The organism is Yoonia sp., from assembly GCF_046498525.1.
Classification (GTDB): domain Bacteria; phylum Pseudomonadota; class Alphaproteobacteria; order Rhodobacterales; family Rhodobacteraceae; genus Yoonia.
In genome coordinates this window covers 1-12,551 of sequence record NZ_JAWOAN010000062.1, presented here as the reverse complement: position 1 = coordinate 12,551, position 12,551 = coordinate 1, and the positions used below count along the sequence as shown (strand labels likewise).

Annotated in this window: 11 protein-coding genes and 1 pseudogene; 7 read left to right on the top strand and 5 right to left on the bottom strand. The window is 58.9% G+C overall.

All coding sequences use genetic code 11. The features are described from left to right. From R6T97_RS03925 to cysS, 3 genes are all read right to left on the bottom strand, one after another. On the bottom strand, positions 1 to 609 hold a 609-nt coding region (locus R6T97_RS03925; protein ID WP_410347995.1), incomplete at its 3' end, for a squalene/phytoene synthase family protein. Further along, positions 606 to 2,231, bottom strand: coding sequence for a citramalate synthase (gene cimA / locus R6T97_RS03920; RefSeq protein ID WP_410347994.1), 1,626 nt, complete (start codon positions 2,229 to 2,231; stop codon positions 606 to 608). The genes cimA and R6T97_RS03925, both read right to left, overlap by 4 nt. After that, positions 2,231 to 3,664, bottom strand: a complete 1,434-nt coding sequence (cysS, locus tag R6T97_RS03915; protein WP_410347993.1) for a cysteine--tRNA ligase — start codon at positions 3,662 to 3,664, stop codon at positions 2,231 to 2,233. Before cysS ends, cimA begins: the two co-directional genes overlap by 1 nt. A gap of 250 nt (positions 3,665 to 3,914) precedes the next feature. Here cysS and R6T97_RS03910 point away from each other — a divergent pair, with 250 nt between their 5' ends. Next, complete coding sequence (locus R6T97_RS03910; protein WP_410347992.1) at positions 3,915 to 5,087, top strand: pyridoxal phosphate-dependent aminotransferase; 1,173 nt, start codon at positions 3,915 to 3,917, stop codon at positions 5,085 to 5,087. A 122-nt stretch (positions 5,088 to 5,209) separates the two neighbouring features. Here the strand turns inward: R6T97_RS03910 and R6T97_RS03905 are convergent, their stop codons facing one another. Then, positions 5,210 to 5,830, bottom strand: a complete 621-nt coding sequence (locus tag R6T97_RS03905; RefSeq protein WP_410347991.1) for an outer membrane protein — start codon at positions 5,828 to 5,830, stop codon at positions 5,210 to 5,212. Positions 5,831 to 6,050: 220 nt separating this feature from the next. Further along, positions 6,051 to 7,157 (bottom strand): anhydro-N-acetylmuramic acid kinase, encoded by a 1,107-nt coding sequence (locus R6T97_RS03900; protein ID WP_410347990.1) that lies wholly within the window; start codon positions 7,155 to 7,157, stop codon positions 6,051 to 6,053. A 64-nt stretch (positions 7,158 to 7,221) separates the two neighbouring features. Between R6T97_RS03900 and tyrS the strand changes: the two genes are divergently transcribed. The 6 genes and pseudogenes from tyrS to R6T97_RS03870 form a co-directional block, all read left to right on the top strand. Beyond that, positions 7,222 to 8,472 (top strand): tyrosine--tRNA ligase, encoded by a 1,251-nt coding sequence (gene tyrS / locus R6T97_RS03895; protein ID WP_410347989.1) that lies wholly within the window; start codon positions 7,222 to 7,224, stop codon positions 8,470 to 8,472. A gap of 180 nt (positions 8,473 to 8,652) precedes the next feature. Then, positions 8,653 to 9,504, top strand: a complete 852-nt coding sequence (locus R6T97_RS03890; protein WP_410347988.1) for a GNAT family N-acetyltransferase — start codon at positions 8,653 to 8,655, stop codon at positions 9,502 to 9,504. A gap of 60 nt (positions 9,505 to 9,564) precedes the next feature. Next, entirely contained in the window at positions 9,565 to 9,984 is a 420-nt protein-coding gene (locus R6T97_RS03885; RefSeq protein WP_410347987.1) for a Fur family transcriptional regulator, read from the top strand. Between the two features lie 2 nt (positions 9,985 to 9,986). Next, on the top strand, positions 9,987 to 10,877 hold the full coding sequence (locus R6T97_RS03880) for a DMT family transporter (protein ID WP_410347986.1): 891 nt from the start codon (positions 9,987 to 9,989) through the stop codon (positions 10,875 to 10,877). A gap of 43 nt (positions 10,878 to 10,920) precedes the next feature. Beyond that, the gene (gene eno / locus R6T97_RS03875) at positions 10,921 to 12,198 is read left to right on the top strand and encodes a phosphopyruvate hydratase (RefSeq protein ID WP_410347985.1); all 1,278 of its coding nucleotides are present in this window, start codon (positions 10,921 to 10,923) and stop codon (positions 12,196 to 12,198) included. Next, positions 12,195 to 12,551 (top strand): annotated as a pseudogene (locus R6T97_RS03870) (GNAT family N-acetyltransferase); the annotation flags it as partial. The gene eno and the pseudogene R6T97_RS03870, both read left to right, overlap by 4 nt.

Below are 12,551 nucleotides of genomic sequence, written 5' to 3'. Positions count from 1 at the left end.
TTTCGAAACCTTACTTCGCGCCTCACGCGCTTTGCCCAAGCGTGCCAGCCCTTGACCGGCAAGTGCCGCAATTCCCGCGTCCGACCCGTCAATCAAAGGGGCGCGGCCTTGGCTCTGCAACGCCGGAACCGCCTGAAAGAAGTTTGCGACACCGACAGCATACGCAAAATCGCGGACGGTTGTTTCATCGGCGGCACCCAGTAACCGCGCTGCCGTCCACATCAGATGCCCCGATGTCGCGTCGATATATTCTTCGAAATGATCCGGCCCCTCAAATGCGTCCTTATACACATCCCACCGCCGCGCCGCGATCAGCCCATCAAGGCACTGCGCGCCCTCACGATCCAGACACACGGCCAAGGCATCCACGACTTCATGACGGCGCGGCGTCTTGCCCTCTGCAATCTCTTCAAGCGCATCGCGCCACCACTGCAGGCGCATCTCTGCGATCATGGCTTCTTGTGTCACCCAAGGCGCCCGGGCAACTTCGACATTGAACGCATAAAGCGGAAACAGGATTCGGCGCGCAGTTACGGGTGCCGCCATCGCCACGCGAAACCGGAGCGGATCAGCCTTTTCGACCAAAGCGGCACAGGCCTCAAAGCTCATGCTTCCGCCTTTGCACCATCGCGGATCAGTTTCCAGTTGATCGCATCGATCAGCGCATCAAAGGATGCATCGACGATGTTGGCACTGACGCCGACTGTAGACCACCGGCGGCCCTTGCCATCCTCACTGTCGATGATGACACGGGTGACCGCCTCGGTGCCGCCATTGGTGATCCGCACCTTGAAATCGACCAACTGCATATCGTCGATAATGTCCTGATAAGGTCCAAGGTCCTTGGAAAGCGCGCGCGACAATGCGTTGACCGGGCCCTGATCCGACCCGTCCGGCCCCTGACTTTCGCTGACGTTCAGCATCTTCTTGCCATGGACCTTGGTGACGACAACGGCTTCGGAAATTGAAACCATCTGATTGTGCTTGTTCTTGCGCCGCTCGACCGTGACACGGTAGCGCTTCACCTCAAAGAAACGGGGCAAGGTGCCCAGTTCTTCACGCGCCAACAGCTCGAAACTGGCTTGTGCTGTGTCATATGAAAACCCTTGCGCCTCGCGTTCCTTGATCCGTTCGACGATACGCGGCAGGGCGGGATCGTCCGCCGCAACCTCTAGCCCTGCATCCAGCAGGCGCGCACGCAGGTTCGACTGGCCCGCCTGATTGGACATCGGCACGATGCGCGTGTTTCCCACCGCAGCAGGGTCAATATGCTCATAAGTGCTGGGGTCTTTGGCAATCGCCGAGGCATGCAGCCCCGATTTATGCGCAAAGGCCGATGCCCCGACATAAGGCGCTTGCTTGGCAGGTACCCTGTTCAGGATATCATCCAGCAGGCGCGAGGCACGGCGCATCCCCTTCAGCGCCTCCATCGACACACCTGTTTCAAACTGGCTCGCATAGGGTTCTTTCAACAACAGCGTCGGGATCAGGGTCGTCAGGTTTGCATTGCCGCAACGTTCGCCCAGTCCGTTCAACGTTCCCTGTACCTGCCGCACACCTGCCAGAACCGCGGCCAGCGTATTGGCTACCGCGTTTTCCGTATCGTTGTGGGTATGGATCGCCAGATGATCGCCGGGAATACCGCTGGCAATCACCGCCGTGACGATCTGCGACACCTCATGGGGCAGCACGCCACCGTTGGTATCGCAAAGAACAATCCAGCGCGCACCCGCATCATAGGCGGCGTGAACGGTTTGCAATGCGTAATCAGGATTTGCCTTGTAGCCGTCAAAGAAATGCTCGGCATCGAAAAGCCCCTCGCGGCCCTGTGCCTTGATATGGGCAAAGCTGGCGGCCACGTTCGCGACATTGTCTTCAAGGCTGATGCCAAGCGCTGTGGTCACGTGAAAATCATGCGCCTTGCCGACCAGACAAACCGCAGGCGTGCCCGCGTTCATGACCGCCGCCAAGACATCGTCATTCTCCACCGAGCGGCCACTGCGCTTGGTCATGCCAAAGGCGGTAAAGGTCGCCTTTGTCTTCGGAGGATCGGCAAAAAACTCTGTATCGGTGGGATTGGCACCGGGCCAGCCGCCTTCGATATAGTCCATCCCAAGATGATCCAGAACTGCGGCGATCTGCTGTTTTTCACCGGCAGAGAATTGCACGCCTTGGGTCTGCGCCCCGTCGCGCAGCGTGGTGTCAAAGAGGTAAAGACGTTCTTTTGCCATTACAGCCCCTCCAGCTTGGCCGCATCGAAATCCGGCCCCGGCACCCATGTCGCCTGACCGCCCACATCCGTGACCTGTACGCCGGCAGCATTCAGGATATCGCGCACCTGATCGGCGCGCGCCCAATCCTTGGCCGTCCGCGCCGCCGCGCGATCCGCCAAGAGTGCATCCACACGTTGGGCAACTGCCGGGGCCACACCCGCACCCGCCTCACCGCCATCGAACTGCGGGATCGCTGCCCAGTCGTTCACCAGCCCCAGCATCTGCATCCCATAGGCAAAGCCCGCCAAAGCAACCGGCGTCTTGCCCTTGGCGAGAACATGCAGACGCGCCAAAGCACCGGGAGTATTGAGATCATTCGCCAAGACGCCAATGAATTCGGCATCGGGCATCCATTTGCCTTCGGCCTTCAGTGCCGCAATCAAATCCGGCCCAAAGCTGTGTCCGTGTAAAATGCCGTACCACTTGCGCAGCGTGCCTTCGGCTTCGGCGCGGCGGGCCTCGGTCCAGTCCATGGTCTTGCTATAGTGGGTGCCCAGCATCACCAGACGGATCACCTCGCCCGGAATGCCCTGATCCAGCAGGTCGCGGATGGTAAAGAAGTTGCCCAAGGACTTGGACATTTTCTTGCCCTCGACCTGCAGCATCTCGTTATGGACCCAGTAACGGGCAAATTCGCCATGCGGATGGGCGCAGGCCGACTGTGCGATTTCGTTTTCATGGTGCGGGAATTGCAGATCATTGCCGCCGCCGTGAATATCAAAGCTTTCGCCCAGCAATTCATGGCTCATGGCCGAACATTCGATATGCCAGCCCGGACGCCCGTAACCCCAAGGGCTGTCCCAGCCCGGCACGCCGTTACCCGACGGTTTCCACAGCACGAAATCCATCGGATTGCGCTTGTAGGGGGCCACCTCAACGCGGGCCCCGGCAATCATATCGTCGGTAGAGCGCCCCGAAAGCGCACCGTATTCTGCATAGCTGTCGACCGCAAAAAGCACGTGACCATCGGCTTTGTAAGCGTGGCCCTTCGCAACCAGATCCGCGATCATCACGATCATCTGGGCGATGTGATCCGTCGCGCGCGGTTCATGGGTGGGGCGCAGGACACCCAGTGCATCCATGTCGTCGTGATACCAATGGATCGTCTCGGCGGTGATATCGCCAATCGCGCGGCCACTCTCGGCTGCACGCGCGTTGATCTTGTCATCCACATCGGTGAAGTTGCGCACATAGGTCACGTGATCCGCGCCATAGACCTCGCGCAGCAGGCGGAACAGGACGTCAAACACCAGCGACGGGCGGGCGTTGCCCAGATGCGCGCGGTCATAGACGGTCGGCCCGCATAGGTACATGCGCACATTTTGCGGATCAATCGGAACAAAGTCCTCGCGTTTGCGGGTCTTTGTGTTGTTCAGGCGGATCGTCGTCATAGGTGCCTCGCGCAGCGTTACGCCGCGGGCTTACCAAGGTCTGTTTGAATGTGAAACGACAAAGAGCAACCCGCGACTGATGTCAGCAGATAATAATGCAGCAGTTGATGATGCAGATGCTCTTCATGTGCGATTGATAGCAGGTGGAAGTGGGTTCGTCGAGTGGCTCTTGCACCAGATGTCAGAGCCGCATGAAACACTGTCCGCAACCACTTGACTTCGCCATATCAAAGTCGTTCCCCTGCACCGCATGAAACTCTCGCATCGTATTACACATATCACCGGCGGCGGCTCTGACGGCTGGGACGTCTTTTACAAAGCCCGACGCATGATCGCGGATGGCGTTCCCGTCACCGAACTGACCATTGGCGAACATGACATCGGAACCAGCCGCGCCATTCTGGACGCCATGCATGACGCAGCGGTGGGTGGGCACACAGGCTATGCCATGGTGCCGGGCACAGATGCGTTGCGCAAAACCGTTGCCGCGCGGATCGCTGCAAGAACGGGTGTGCCGACCACAGCGGACAATATCCTGATCACACCCGGCGGACAGGCCGCACTTTATGCAGCACACACAGCCGTCTGCAATCCCGGCGATACAGCCGCCTATATCGATCCCTATTACGCCACCTACCCAGGCACCATCCGGGGTGCGAGTGCTGTGCCAAAGGCCATCGTGACATCACCCGATACCGCGTTCCAGCCAACCGCAGACGCGTTGAAGGCCCAGACCAAAGGCGCAAAATCCCTGTTGGTGAACACGCCCAACAATCCGACCGGTGTGGTCTATTCAGCTGCAACGCTCCACGCGATCGCGGATGCGTGCATCGCAAACGATCTTTGGCTGATTTCGGACGAGGTCTATGATACGCAAGTCTGGGAAGGCGCCCATATCAGCCCACGCAGCCTGCCGGGCATGGCGGATCGTACTTTGGTGGTCGGGTCGATGTCGAAAAGCCATGCCATGACAGGCAGCCGCGTCGGCTGGATTTGCGGACCTGCGGACGCGATTGAACAGATCGTCAACCTTGCCACACATACGACCTATGGCGTGGCAGGTTTCATTCAGGACGCGGCCGATTTCGCATTGAACCAAGGCGATGCCGTCGAAGAAGAGGTCGCCGCCCCTTTCCGTCGCAGACAGGCGCTGACCATGCAGGCGCTGGCAGGCCAGAACGTGATCCGCGCCGTGCCTGCGCAGGGCGCGATGTATGTGATGCTCGATATTCGTGCGACCGGAATGAGTGGCGAGGGCTTTGCCAATGCCCTGCTTGACGCGGAACAGATCGCCGTGATGCCGGGCGAAAGCTTTGGTCAAGCTGCGGCGGGGCATATCCGTGTGGCGATGACCATTGCGGATGACCGCTATGTCGATGCGCTGTCACGGCTTATTGCATTTGCAGCTATGAAAGCAGCGTAACGGCAACGATCTGCTATCATAAATGTGGGGCCTGCCAATTTAATGACAGGCCCCTATAAGCATCCGGTGCAGTGGTTCTTGGGGAAGGGACAGTGCGGATGGATGCTTATTCCCTTATCCGTTTAAAACTTGAACGATGCCCGCAGCGACAATGTCGTTGCATCGATATCGACACCGTCATTGTCTGCAACGTCTTCAAACTGGTGCTGCAGCACTTCACCGCCCACGATCAATGTATCAGTAGCCATGTAGGACAGGCCCAGACCAGCAAAGGCACCGTCTGTATCACCATCCAACGGTGTACCGCTGGTCTCCAAGCGTGCCACACCGGCAGTCACGTAAGGCATGAAGAGGCCTGCATCATATCCCAGCTTCGCTTTCAAGCGCGCCACTGAATCAACGTCTGTCGCCGGACTATCCACTTCGATGTTGGTTCCGTCGAAATCGATCTCGCCACCCAGAACGATATTGCCCAGATCGTAATTGTATCCGGCATGGACACCATAGATGGCACCCGATGGATCGTCTTCGTCGTTAATGCTATCCGAGTCCAGTTGCCCGAAGCCAAGCTGGCCACCGGCGTAGAACCCTGTCCAGTCGTTACCCATTGGAACGGGTGCGGGTGCAACAGTGACGGGTGCCGGTGTCGCGACGGGCTCTGCCAGACCGCCAGCTGTTGCCATGCCTGCAGCAAGGGCCAAAGGTGCGACCAATATGCTCGTGCTGGCTAATTTAATCATCATTTTCATTTCTATACTCCGTTAATTCGGTTGTCGTGCAGTCATCAGGTGGCACTTTTTACGGCCGGTTCAACGGCTCTCACGGTGCCGTGAATCCGATAGGCGGGTTCGGGTAGAAGAAACCGCAGCCCATCGGCCAATTGCCGCCTATTCTTGACACAATTTCATGAAATTGGCGTAATTGTGCACGGATTGGCGGTTTTTAGCGTGCCTTTTCGCGAGCTTAACCTGTGTTATTGCAAGACCTTGCAATCCTTCCTCCGGCCATGGGCTGCGCTATACCGGTGGTTTGCGGGCTTGAAATCGGCAGGCCGCGTGCAACCCTGACAGCCAGATAGGCAAAGGCCTGTGCCTCGAGCATGTCACCATCCAGCCCGACATCTTCAACTCGGGCCACGTTGCAGGCCAGCCTGTCGGCCAGCCCTGACATCAGCGTCTTGTTGTGCCGCCCGCCACCGGTGACCAATAGTGTCTGCGGCACTGTCGGGCAAAGCGCGCAGGCGGCGGCGACACTCGACACAACCGCCTCGGCCAGCGTGGCCAGCGCATCGGCGTCGGACAGCTTCATCACCGGCTGCGCCAGCCCGGAAAAGGCATCGCGATCCAGAGACTTTGGCGCGGCCTTGCCGAAATAGGGATGTTTCATGAACCCCGCGACGATGTCGGCGTCAGCCCTTCCTTGCGCGGCAATATCGCCATTCGCATCGTATCCAAGCCCTTGCCTTTGACGCATGAGATCGTTCATCGGCGCATTGGCGGGGCCCGTGTCAAATGCCAGCAAAGCCGCAGGATCAGCGGGGTCATCGCAGGCGGGATTCACCCATGTGATATTCCCGACGCCGCCCAGATTAAGAAACGCGATAGGTGCCGCGGCCTTGATCCACTTGGCCAGCGCAAAGTGATAAAAAGGGGCCAGTGGCGCGCCCTGCCCGCCCGCAGCTACATCAGCGGTGCGAAAATCCCATGCGACCGGATAGCCAAGCGCCTCGGCCAGTCTTGCCCCGTCACCGCATTGATGTGTCCCGCGCCCACCCGGATCATGCGCGAGGGTCTGTCCGTGAAATCCGGCGATATCGATACCCTCAAAGGGCTGCATCACCGTCATGTGCGCTTCTTCGACGATTGTTGCAGCCTTCGTGCAGTCTTCATCCTGCCACCGCCCCAAGTGTGCCTTCAACGTTACCTGCTCTTGCTCTGAATAGGCATGATAGGAGGATGGTCCAATGCCGTGAATGGATATGCCGTCGGTATGCACGACAGCCGCGTCCACCCCATCAAGCGATGTGCCCGACATCGTGCCCAAAGCTGTCACCACACCTGTCTGCAACATCCGCTTTCCCTATGCCTTCGTCCCGCTTATAGAGTGCATCCAAGACACTTACAGGAACAAGCCCATGCCCTACCATCCCAAATCCGAATTCATGAATGTCATGATGACGCGCGGTTTTCTGGCCGATTGCACGGATTATCAGGGCCTTGACGAGGCGCTGAGCAAGGCGGTCGTGCCTGCCTATATCGGTTTTGATGCAACCGCAAAATCGCTGCATGTCGGATCGCTGATCCAGATCATGATGATGCGCTGGCTGCAAAAGACCGGGCACAAGCCGATCACCCTTATGGGGGGGGGCACGACCAAGGTGGGCGATCCGTCGTTCCGCGCCGATGAGCGCCCCTTACTGGGACCGGACCAGATTGACGACAATATCGCGGGTATCAAACAGGTCTTTGCAGCCTACCTCAGCTATGACGACACGCCGACCGGCGCTTTGATGCTGAACAATGCCGAATGGCTGGACGATCTGAAGTATCTCGATTTTCTGCGCGATATCGGGCGGCATTTTTCGATCAACAGGATGCTGTCTTTTGAGTCCGTAAAATCGCGACTGGACCGCGAACAATCGCTGTCGTTCCTTGAATTCAACTACATGATCCTGCAGGCCTATGATTTTCTTGAACTGAACCGCCGCTACGGTTGTTTGTTGCAGATGGGCGGTTCGGACCAATGGGGCAATATCGTCAACGGAATCGACCTGACCCGCCGTGTGCTGGATCACGAGATTTACGGGCTGACCTCGCCTTTGTTGACAACCAGCGACGGCAAGAAGATGGGCAAATCCCAGTCCGGTGCCGTGTGGCTGAACGCTGACATGTGCAGCCCTTACGAATTCTGGCAGTTCTGGCGCAACACGACAGATGCCGACACCGGTCGCTTTCTCAAGCTTTATACCGAACTGCCGGTCGAGGAATGTGACCGCCTCGGTGCGCTCGAAGGCTCCGAGATCAACGCCGCCAAGATCATCCTCGCCAATGAGGTGACAACCCTTTTGCATGGCGCGCATGCCGCGCAAGCGGCCGAGGCGACAGCGCGCGAAGTGTTCGAAAAGGGCGGCGTTGGTGACGACCTGCCGACTTTGACGCTGAGTGCCGACGAAGTGGGCGATGGCATTTCGATTGTGCAACTGATCGTGAAATCTGGCCTTGCGAAAAGCGGCAAGGAAGCCAAACGCCTGATCGCCGAGAACGGCGCCAGGATCAACGACGCCCCCCTCACCGAGGCTGGCATGATGATTGACGCCGATGCCCTGTCAGCCCCCATTAAGCTCAGCGCCGGCAAGAAGCGGCACGCGCTGGTGCAATTGGGTTAAAGCAACAAAAGACCAACGAACAGGATCGTCACGGCCACAGGAAACGTCATAATAACCGCGATCAACGCGGCCCCCAAGACTGTAGGCCGTGGGGCGGGTGCGTGAATGTCGCAAACGGGTTTTTTCTGCTTTTCCATAGGTGCATTAACCACGGCTTAGGTTTCAAATGCCTTAACCTCGATGATGAAAACACGGATTGCCATGCCGCTCCAGCAACACCCCCACTTCGCTGCGGCTTTGACGCGTTTGGGGCGGCCGGTGCGGTTTGTCGATATCGACGGTGCTGCGCCGGTTCTGGCTGTCCGGCAATGCGGCCAGTTGATCACCTCGCGGGGCCCCGTCTGGCAGCGGGTCGGGCAGGACGACGCGATGCGCGGCTCGGAACTGCGGCTGATCAATGCAGATAAACCCGATGATACACTGCTGCGGGCTGCCGGTTTTTACCGGCTGATGACCAATGCCCATGTGGCGGAACTTGATCTTTCGCGATCAGAAGGTGCGCGACAGGCTGCAATGACACCAAAGTGGCGAAACGCATGGCGCGTGGCACGATCATCACCCATGACCTTGGCCGAAACGCCGTATGAAAAGCAAAGACACGCATGGCTGCTGAAAGCCGATCTTGCGCAGCAACGCAGCAAGCGGTTTCGCGGCCTGCCCCACGCACTGATCGATGCCTACGCGCGGGATCAGCCAGATAAGGTGCAGGTCATTGTCGGTTATGAACGCGAAACGCCGATCGCAGCGATGCTGTTTCTGCTTCACTGGCCGGTCGCGACCTATCATATCGGCTGGACCGGCCCGCGCGGAAGAGAGCTGTGTGCACATCACCGCATGATTATCGACGCCGCCGACCGGTTTTCGCAGCGCGGCTTCAGCCGCATGGACCTTGGCCTCGTCGATACCGAAAATACACCCGGTCTTGCACGATTCAAGATCGGCACGGGCGCACAGGTGCGGCCCTTGGGCGGGACGTGGGCGCGCCTGCCCTTTCTGCGCCACCAGATGCCAGATCACGCACTTCGCGTCTAAGCCACTGGAAACCAGCCGCCCGCCCAGCTATCAGAGGCGTCAAGACAACATGAGGCCGGTATGAAGACGACCATTCTTGAACGCTGCGAGGCCAACGGGCTGCGCATGACGGACCAGCGGCGTACCATTGCGGCCGTCCTGCAGGATGCGGACGATCATCCCGATGTCGAAGAACTGTACAATCGCGCGGCGGCGGCGGACCCCCGGATATCGCTGGCGACCGTCTACCGGACGGTCAAGCTTTTCGAGGAAACCGGCATTCTGGAAAAGCATGAATTCGGTGATGGCCGTGCGCGGTATGAAGCTGCGGACCGTGAACACCACGATCACCTGATCGATGTACATTCCGGCGAGGTCATCGAATTCGTCGATCCCGAGATCGAGGCATTGCAGGAACGCATTGCCGCCAAACTGGGGTATCGCCTCATGGGGCACCGGCTGGAACTTTATGCCGTGCCACTCACACAAAAGGACGACTGAACTTGGACAATATCCGCGGCGCTGTCTTTATGGTCTTTGCGATGTTCTGCTTTGCGGTGGAGGACGCCCTGATCAAAGGCTTGGCCGGGGCGATCCCGGCGGGTCAGGTCCTTGGAATCATTTGTCTCGGCGGGTTTCTGTCCTTCCTGGCATGGTCCGCTTTCAGGGGCGAGCGCCTATGGCAGCCCGCCTATCTGCATACCAAGGTGATCATCCGCGGCCTTTGTGAAGTCATCGGATCCTGTTTTTTCGTGTCGGCCCTTGCGTTGATCCCGCTGACGACCGCCTCGGCCGTCATTCAGGCTACCCCTTTGGTCGTCGCGATGGGGGCTGCGCTGTTTCTGGGTCAGGGGATCGGGTGGCGCAGATGGATTGCAATCATCGTGGGGTTTGCGGGTGTGCTGATCATCATCCGGCCCGGCATGGACGGTTTTGTACCGGCAACACTTCTGGCGGTGGGTGGCATGTTCGGGCTTGCCGCACGTGATCTGGTGACCCGCAGCCTCACGGTTGATCTGACAGGGCCACAGTTGGGCATCCACGCCTTTGGCATGGTCGCACCGGCCGCTTTCCTGCTGGTGATCTTGCAAGGACAGGCGCTTGTCGTACCGACGGCGCCGCAGTGGGCGCTGCTGGGCGCCGGTGTGGTGATCGGGATGCTGGCCTATCTTGCGATCATCACCGCAACCCGCAAGGGCAACGCAGGCATTATTTCGTCTTTCCGCTACAGCCGCATGGTTTTTGCGCTGATGGTCGGTTACATTGTCTTCACCGAAATCCCCGATGCGGCCACGATCATCGGCGCCGCGATCATTATCGCATCAGGCATTTATACCCTTTGGCGCGAGACACGCTTGCGCCGCGCTTCACTTGCGTCGCAACCCGCGCTATAGAGCGCCTGATACCGCTAACATCCCTGCCCCAGGAGCATACCCCATGAGCACAATCATCGACATTCACGCCCGCGAAATTCTTGACAGTCGGGGCAACCCCACGGTCGAGGTCGACGTGATTTTGGAAGACGGCACAATGGGCCGCGCGGCTGTGCCATCGGGCGCATCCACCGGCGCGCATGAGGCCGTGGAAAAGCGTGACGGTGATAAATCGCGCTACATGGGCAAAGGCGTGCTTGAAGCGGTCGCTGCCGTCAACGGCGAAATCGCCGAAGCGATCCTTGGCTTTGATGCGACCGAACAGGTGGCGATCGACATGACGATGATCGAACTGGACGGCACGCCCAATAAAGCCCGCCTTGGCGCGAACGCGATCCTTGGTGTTTCGATGGCCGTGGCAAAAGCAGCTGCCGAGTTCACCGCACAGCCGCTGTTTCGCTACATCGGCGGCACATCCGCACGCACCCTGCCCGTTCCGATGATGAACATCATCAACGGTGGTGAACATGCTGATAACCCGATCGACATTCAGGAATTCATGATCATGCCGGTCAGCGCGGAAAACATCCGCGAAGCCGTGCGCATGGGGTCCGAGATATTCCACACCTTGAAAAAAGAACTCTCTGCGGCGGGCCACAACACCGGGATCGGTGACGAAGGCGGCTTTGCCCCGAACCTTGCCAGCACGCGTGATGCGCTGGATTTCATCATGACGTCGATCAAAAAGGCAGGTTATGCGCCCGGCGAAGACATCTACCTCGCCCTCGATTGCGCGTCGACGGAATACTACAAGGACGGCAAATACGAGATGAAGGGCGAAGGCCTGTCGCTGACATCGGATGAAAATACAGCCTACCTGACACAGCTTGTCGCCGACTATCCCATCATCAGCATCGAAGACGGCATGGCCGAGGACGACTGGGATGGCTGGGCGACACTGACCGAGGTGCTGGGCGACCGTGTCCAACTGGTCGGCGACGACCTGTTCGTAACCAACCCCACCCGCCTTGCGGAAGGTATCGCAAACCGTTCGGCCAATGCGATGCTGGTGAAGGTCAACCAGATCGGCACACTGACCGAGACCTTGCAGGCCGTCGACATGGCCCACCGTGCGCAGTTCACCAATGTCATGAGCCACCGCTCGGGGGAGACCGAGGATGCGACCATCGCGGATCTTGCCGTGGCGACCAACTGCGGCCAGATCAAGACAGGGTCGCTTTCACGTTCTGACCGGTTGGCAAAGTATAACCAGTTGATCCGCATTGAAGAAATGCTGGGTGAAACAGCCCTTTACGCAGGCCGGAGCATCCTCAAGGGATGATTGCCGAAGGAATGCACGCGATACCGCCGGGCCATGTTCCGGCGGTGGTCACCTATCTGCAGATGGCAGCGCCGGCGATGGCCGATGCCAAAGACTTTCCTGCGGGCATCACCGCCATGCGCGAGACGCCCGACATCGCCAGCTATCGTGCGCTCTTTCGGGCTGTAGGTGCGCCATGGCTCTGGTCGTCGCGGCTGGAGATCGACAGCGCACAGCTTGCGCAAATCTTGCAACGCGACACAACCGAAGTCTGGGTGATCCGGCAAGGTGACACCCCCATCGGTCTGGTGGAGCTGGATTTTCAGGACAGCGGCGACTGCGAACTGGCCTATTTCGGGATCATGAAAGAGGCG

What these genes read in the sequence shown, in the direction of transcription:
- R6T97_RS03900 (WP_410347990.1), bottom strand. Translation starts at nt 7,157, where the DNA reads ATGTTGCAGACAGGTGTGGTGACAGCTTTGGGCACGATGTCGGGCACA.
- R6T97_RS03885 (WP_410347987.1), top strand. Translation starts at nt 9,565, where the DNA reads ATGAAGACGACCATTCTTGAACGCTGCGAGGCCAACGGGCTGCGCATG.
- eno (WP_410347985.1), top strand. Translation starts at nt 10,921, where the DNA reads ATGAGCACAATCATCGACATTCACGCCCGCGAAATTCTTGACAGTCGG.
- R6T97_RS03890 (WP_410347988.1), top strand. Translation starts at nt 8,653, where the DNA reads ATGATGAAAACACGGATTGCCATGCCGCTCCAGCAACACCCCCACTTC.
- tyrS (WP_410347989.1), top strand. Translation starts at nt 7,222, where the DNA reads ATGCCCTACCATCCCAAATCCGAATTCATGAATGTCATGATGACGCGC.
- R6T97_RS03910 (WP_410347992.1), top strand. Translation starts at nt 3,915, where the DNA reads ATGAAACTCTCGCATCGTATTACACATATCACCGGCGGCGGCTCTGAC.
- R6T97_RS03905 (WP_410347991.1), bottom strand. Translation starts at nt 5,830, where the DNA reads ATGATGATTAAATTAGCCAGCACGAGCATATTGGTCGCACCTTTGGCC.
- cysS (WP_410347993.1), bottom strand. Translation starts at nt 3,664, where the DNA reads ATGACGACGATCCGCCTGAACAACACAAAGACCCGCAAACGCGAGGAC.
- cimA (WP_410347994.1), bottom strand. Translation starts at nt 2,231, where the DNA reads ATGGCAAAAGAACGTCTTTACCTCTTTGACACCACGCTGCGCGACGGG.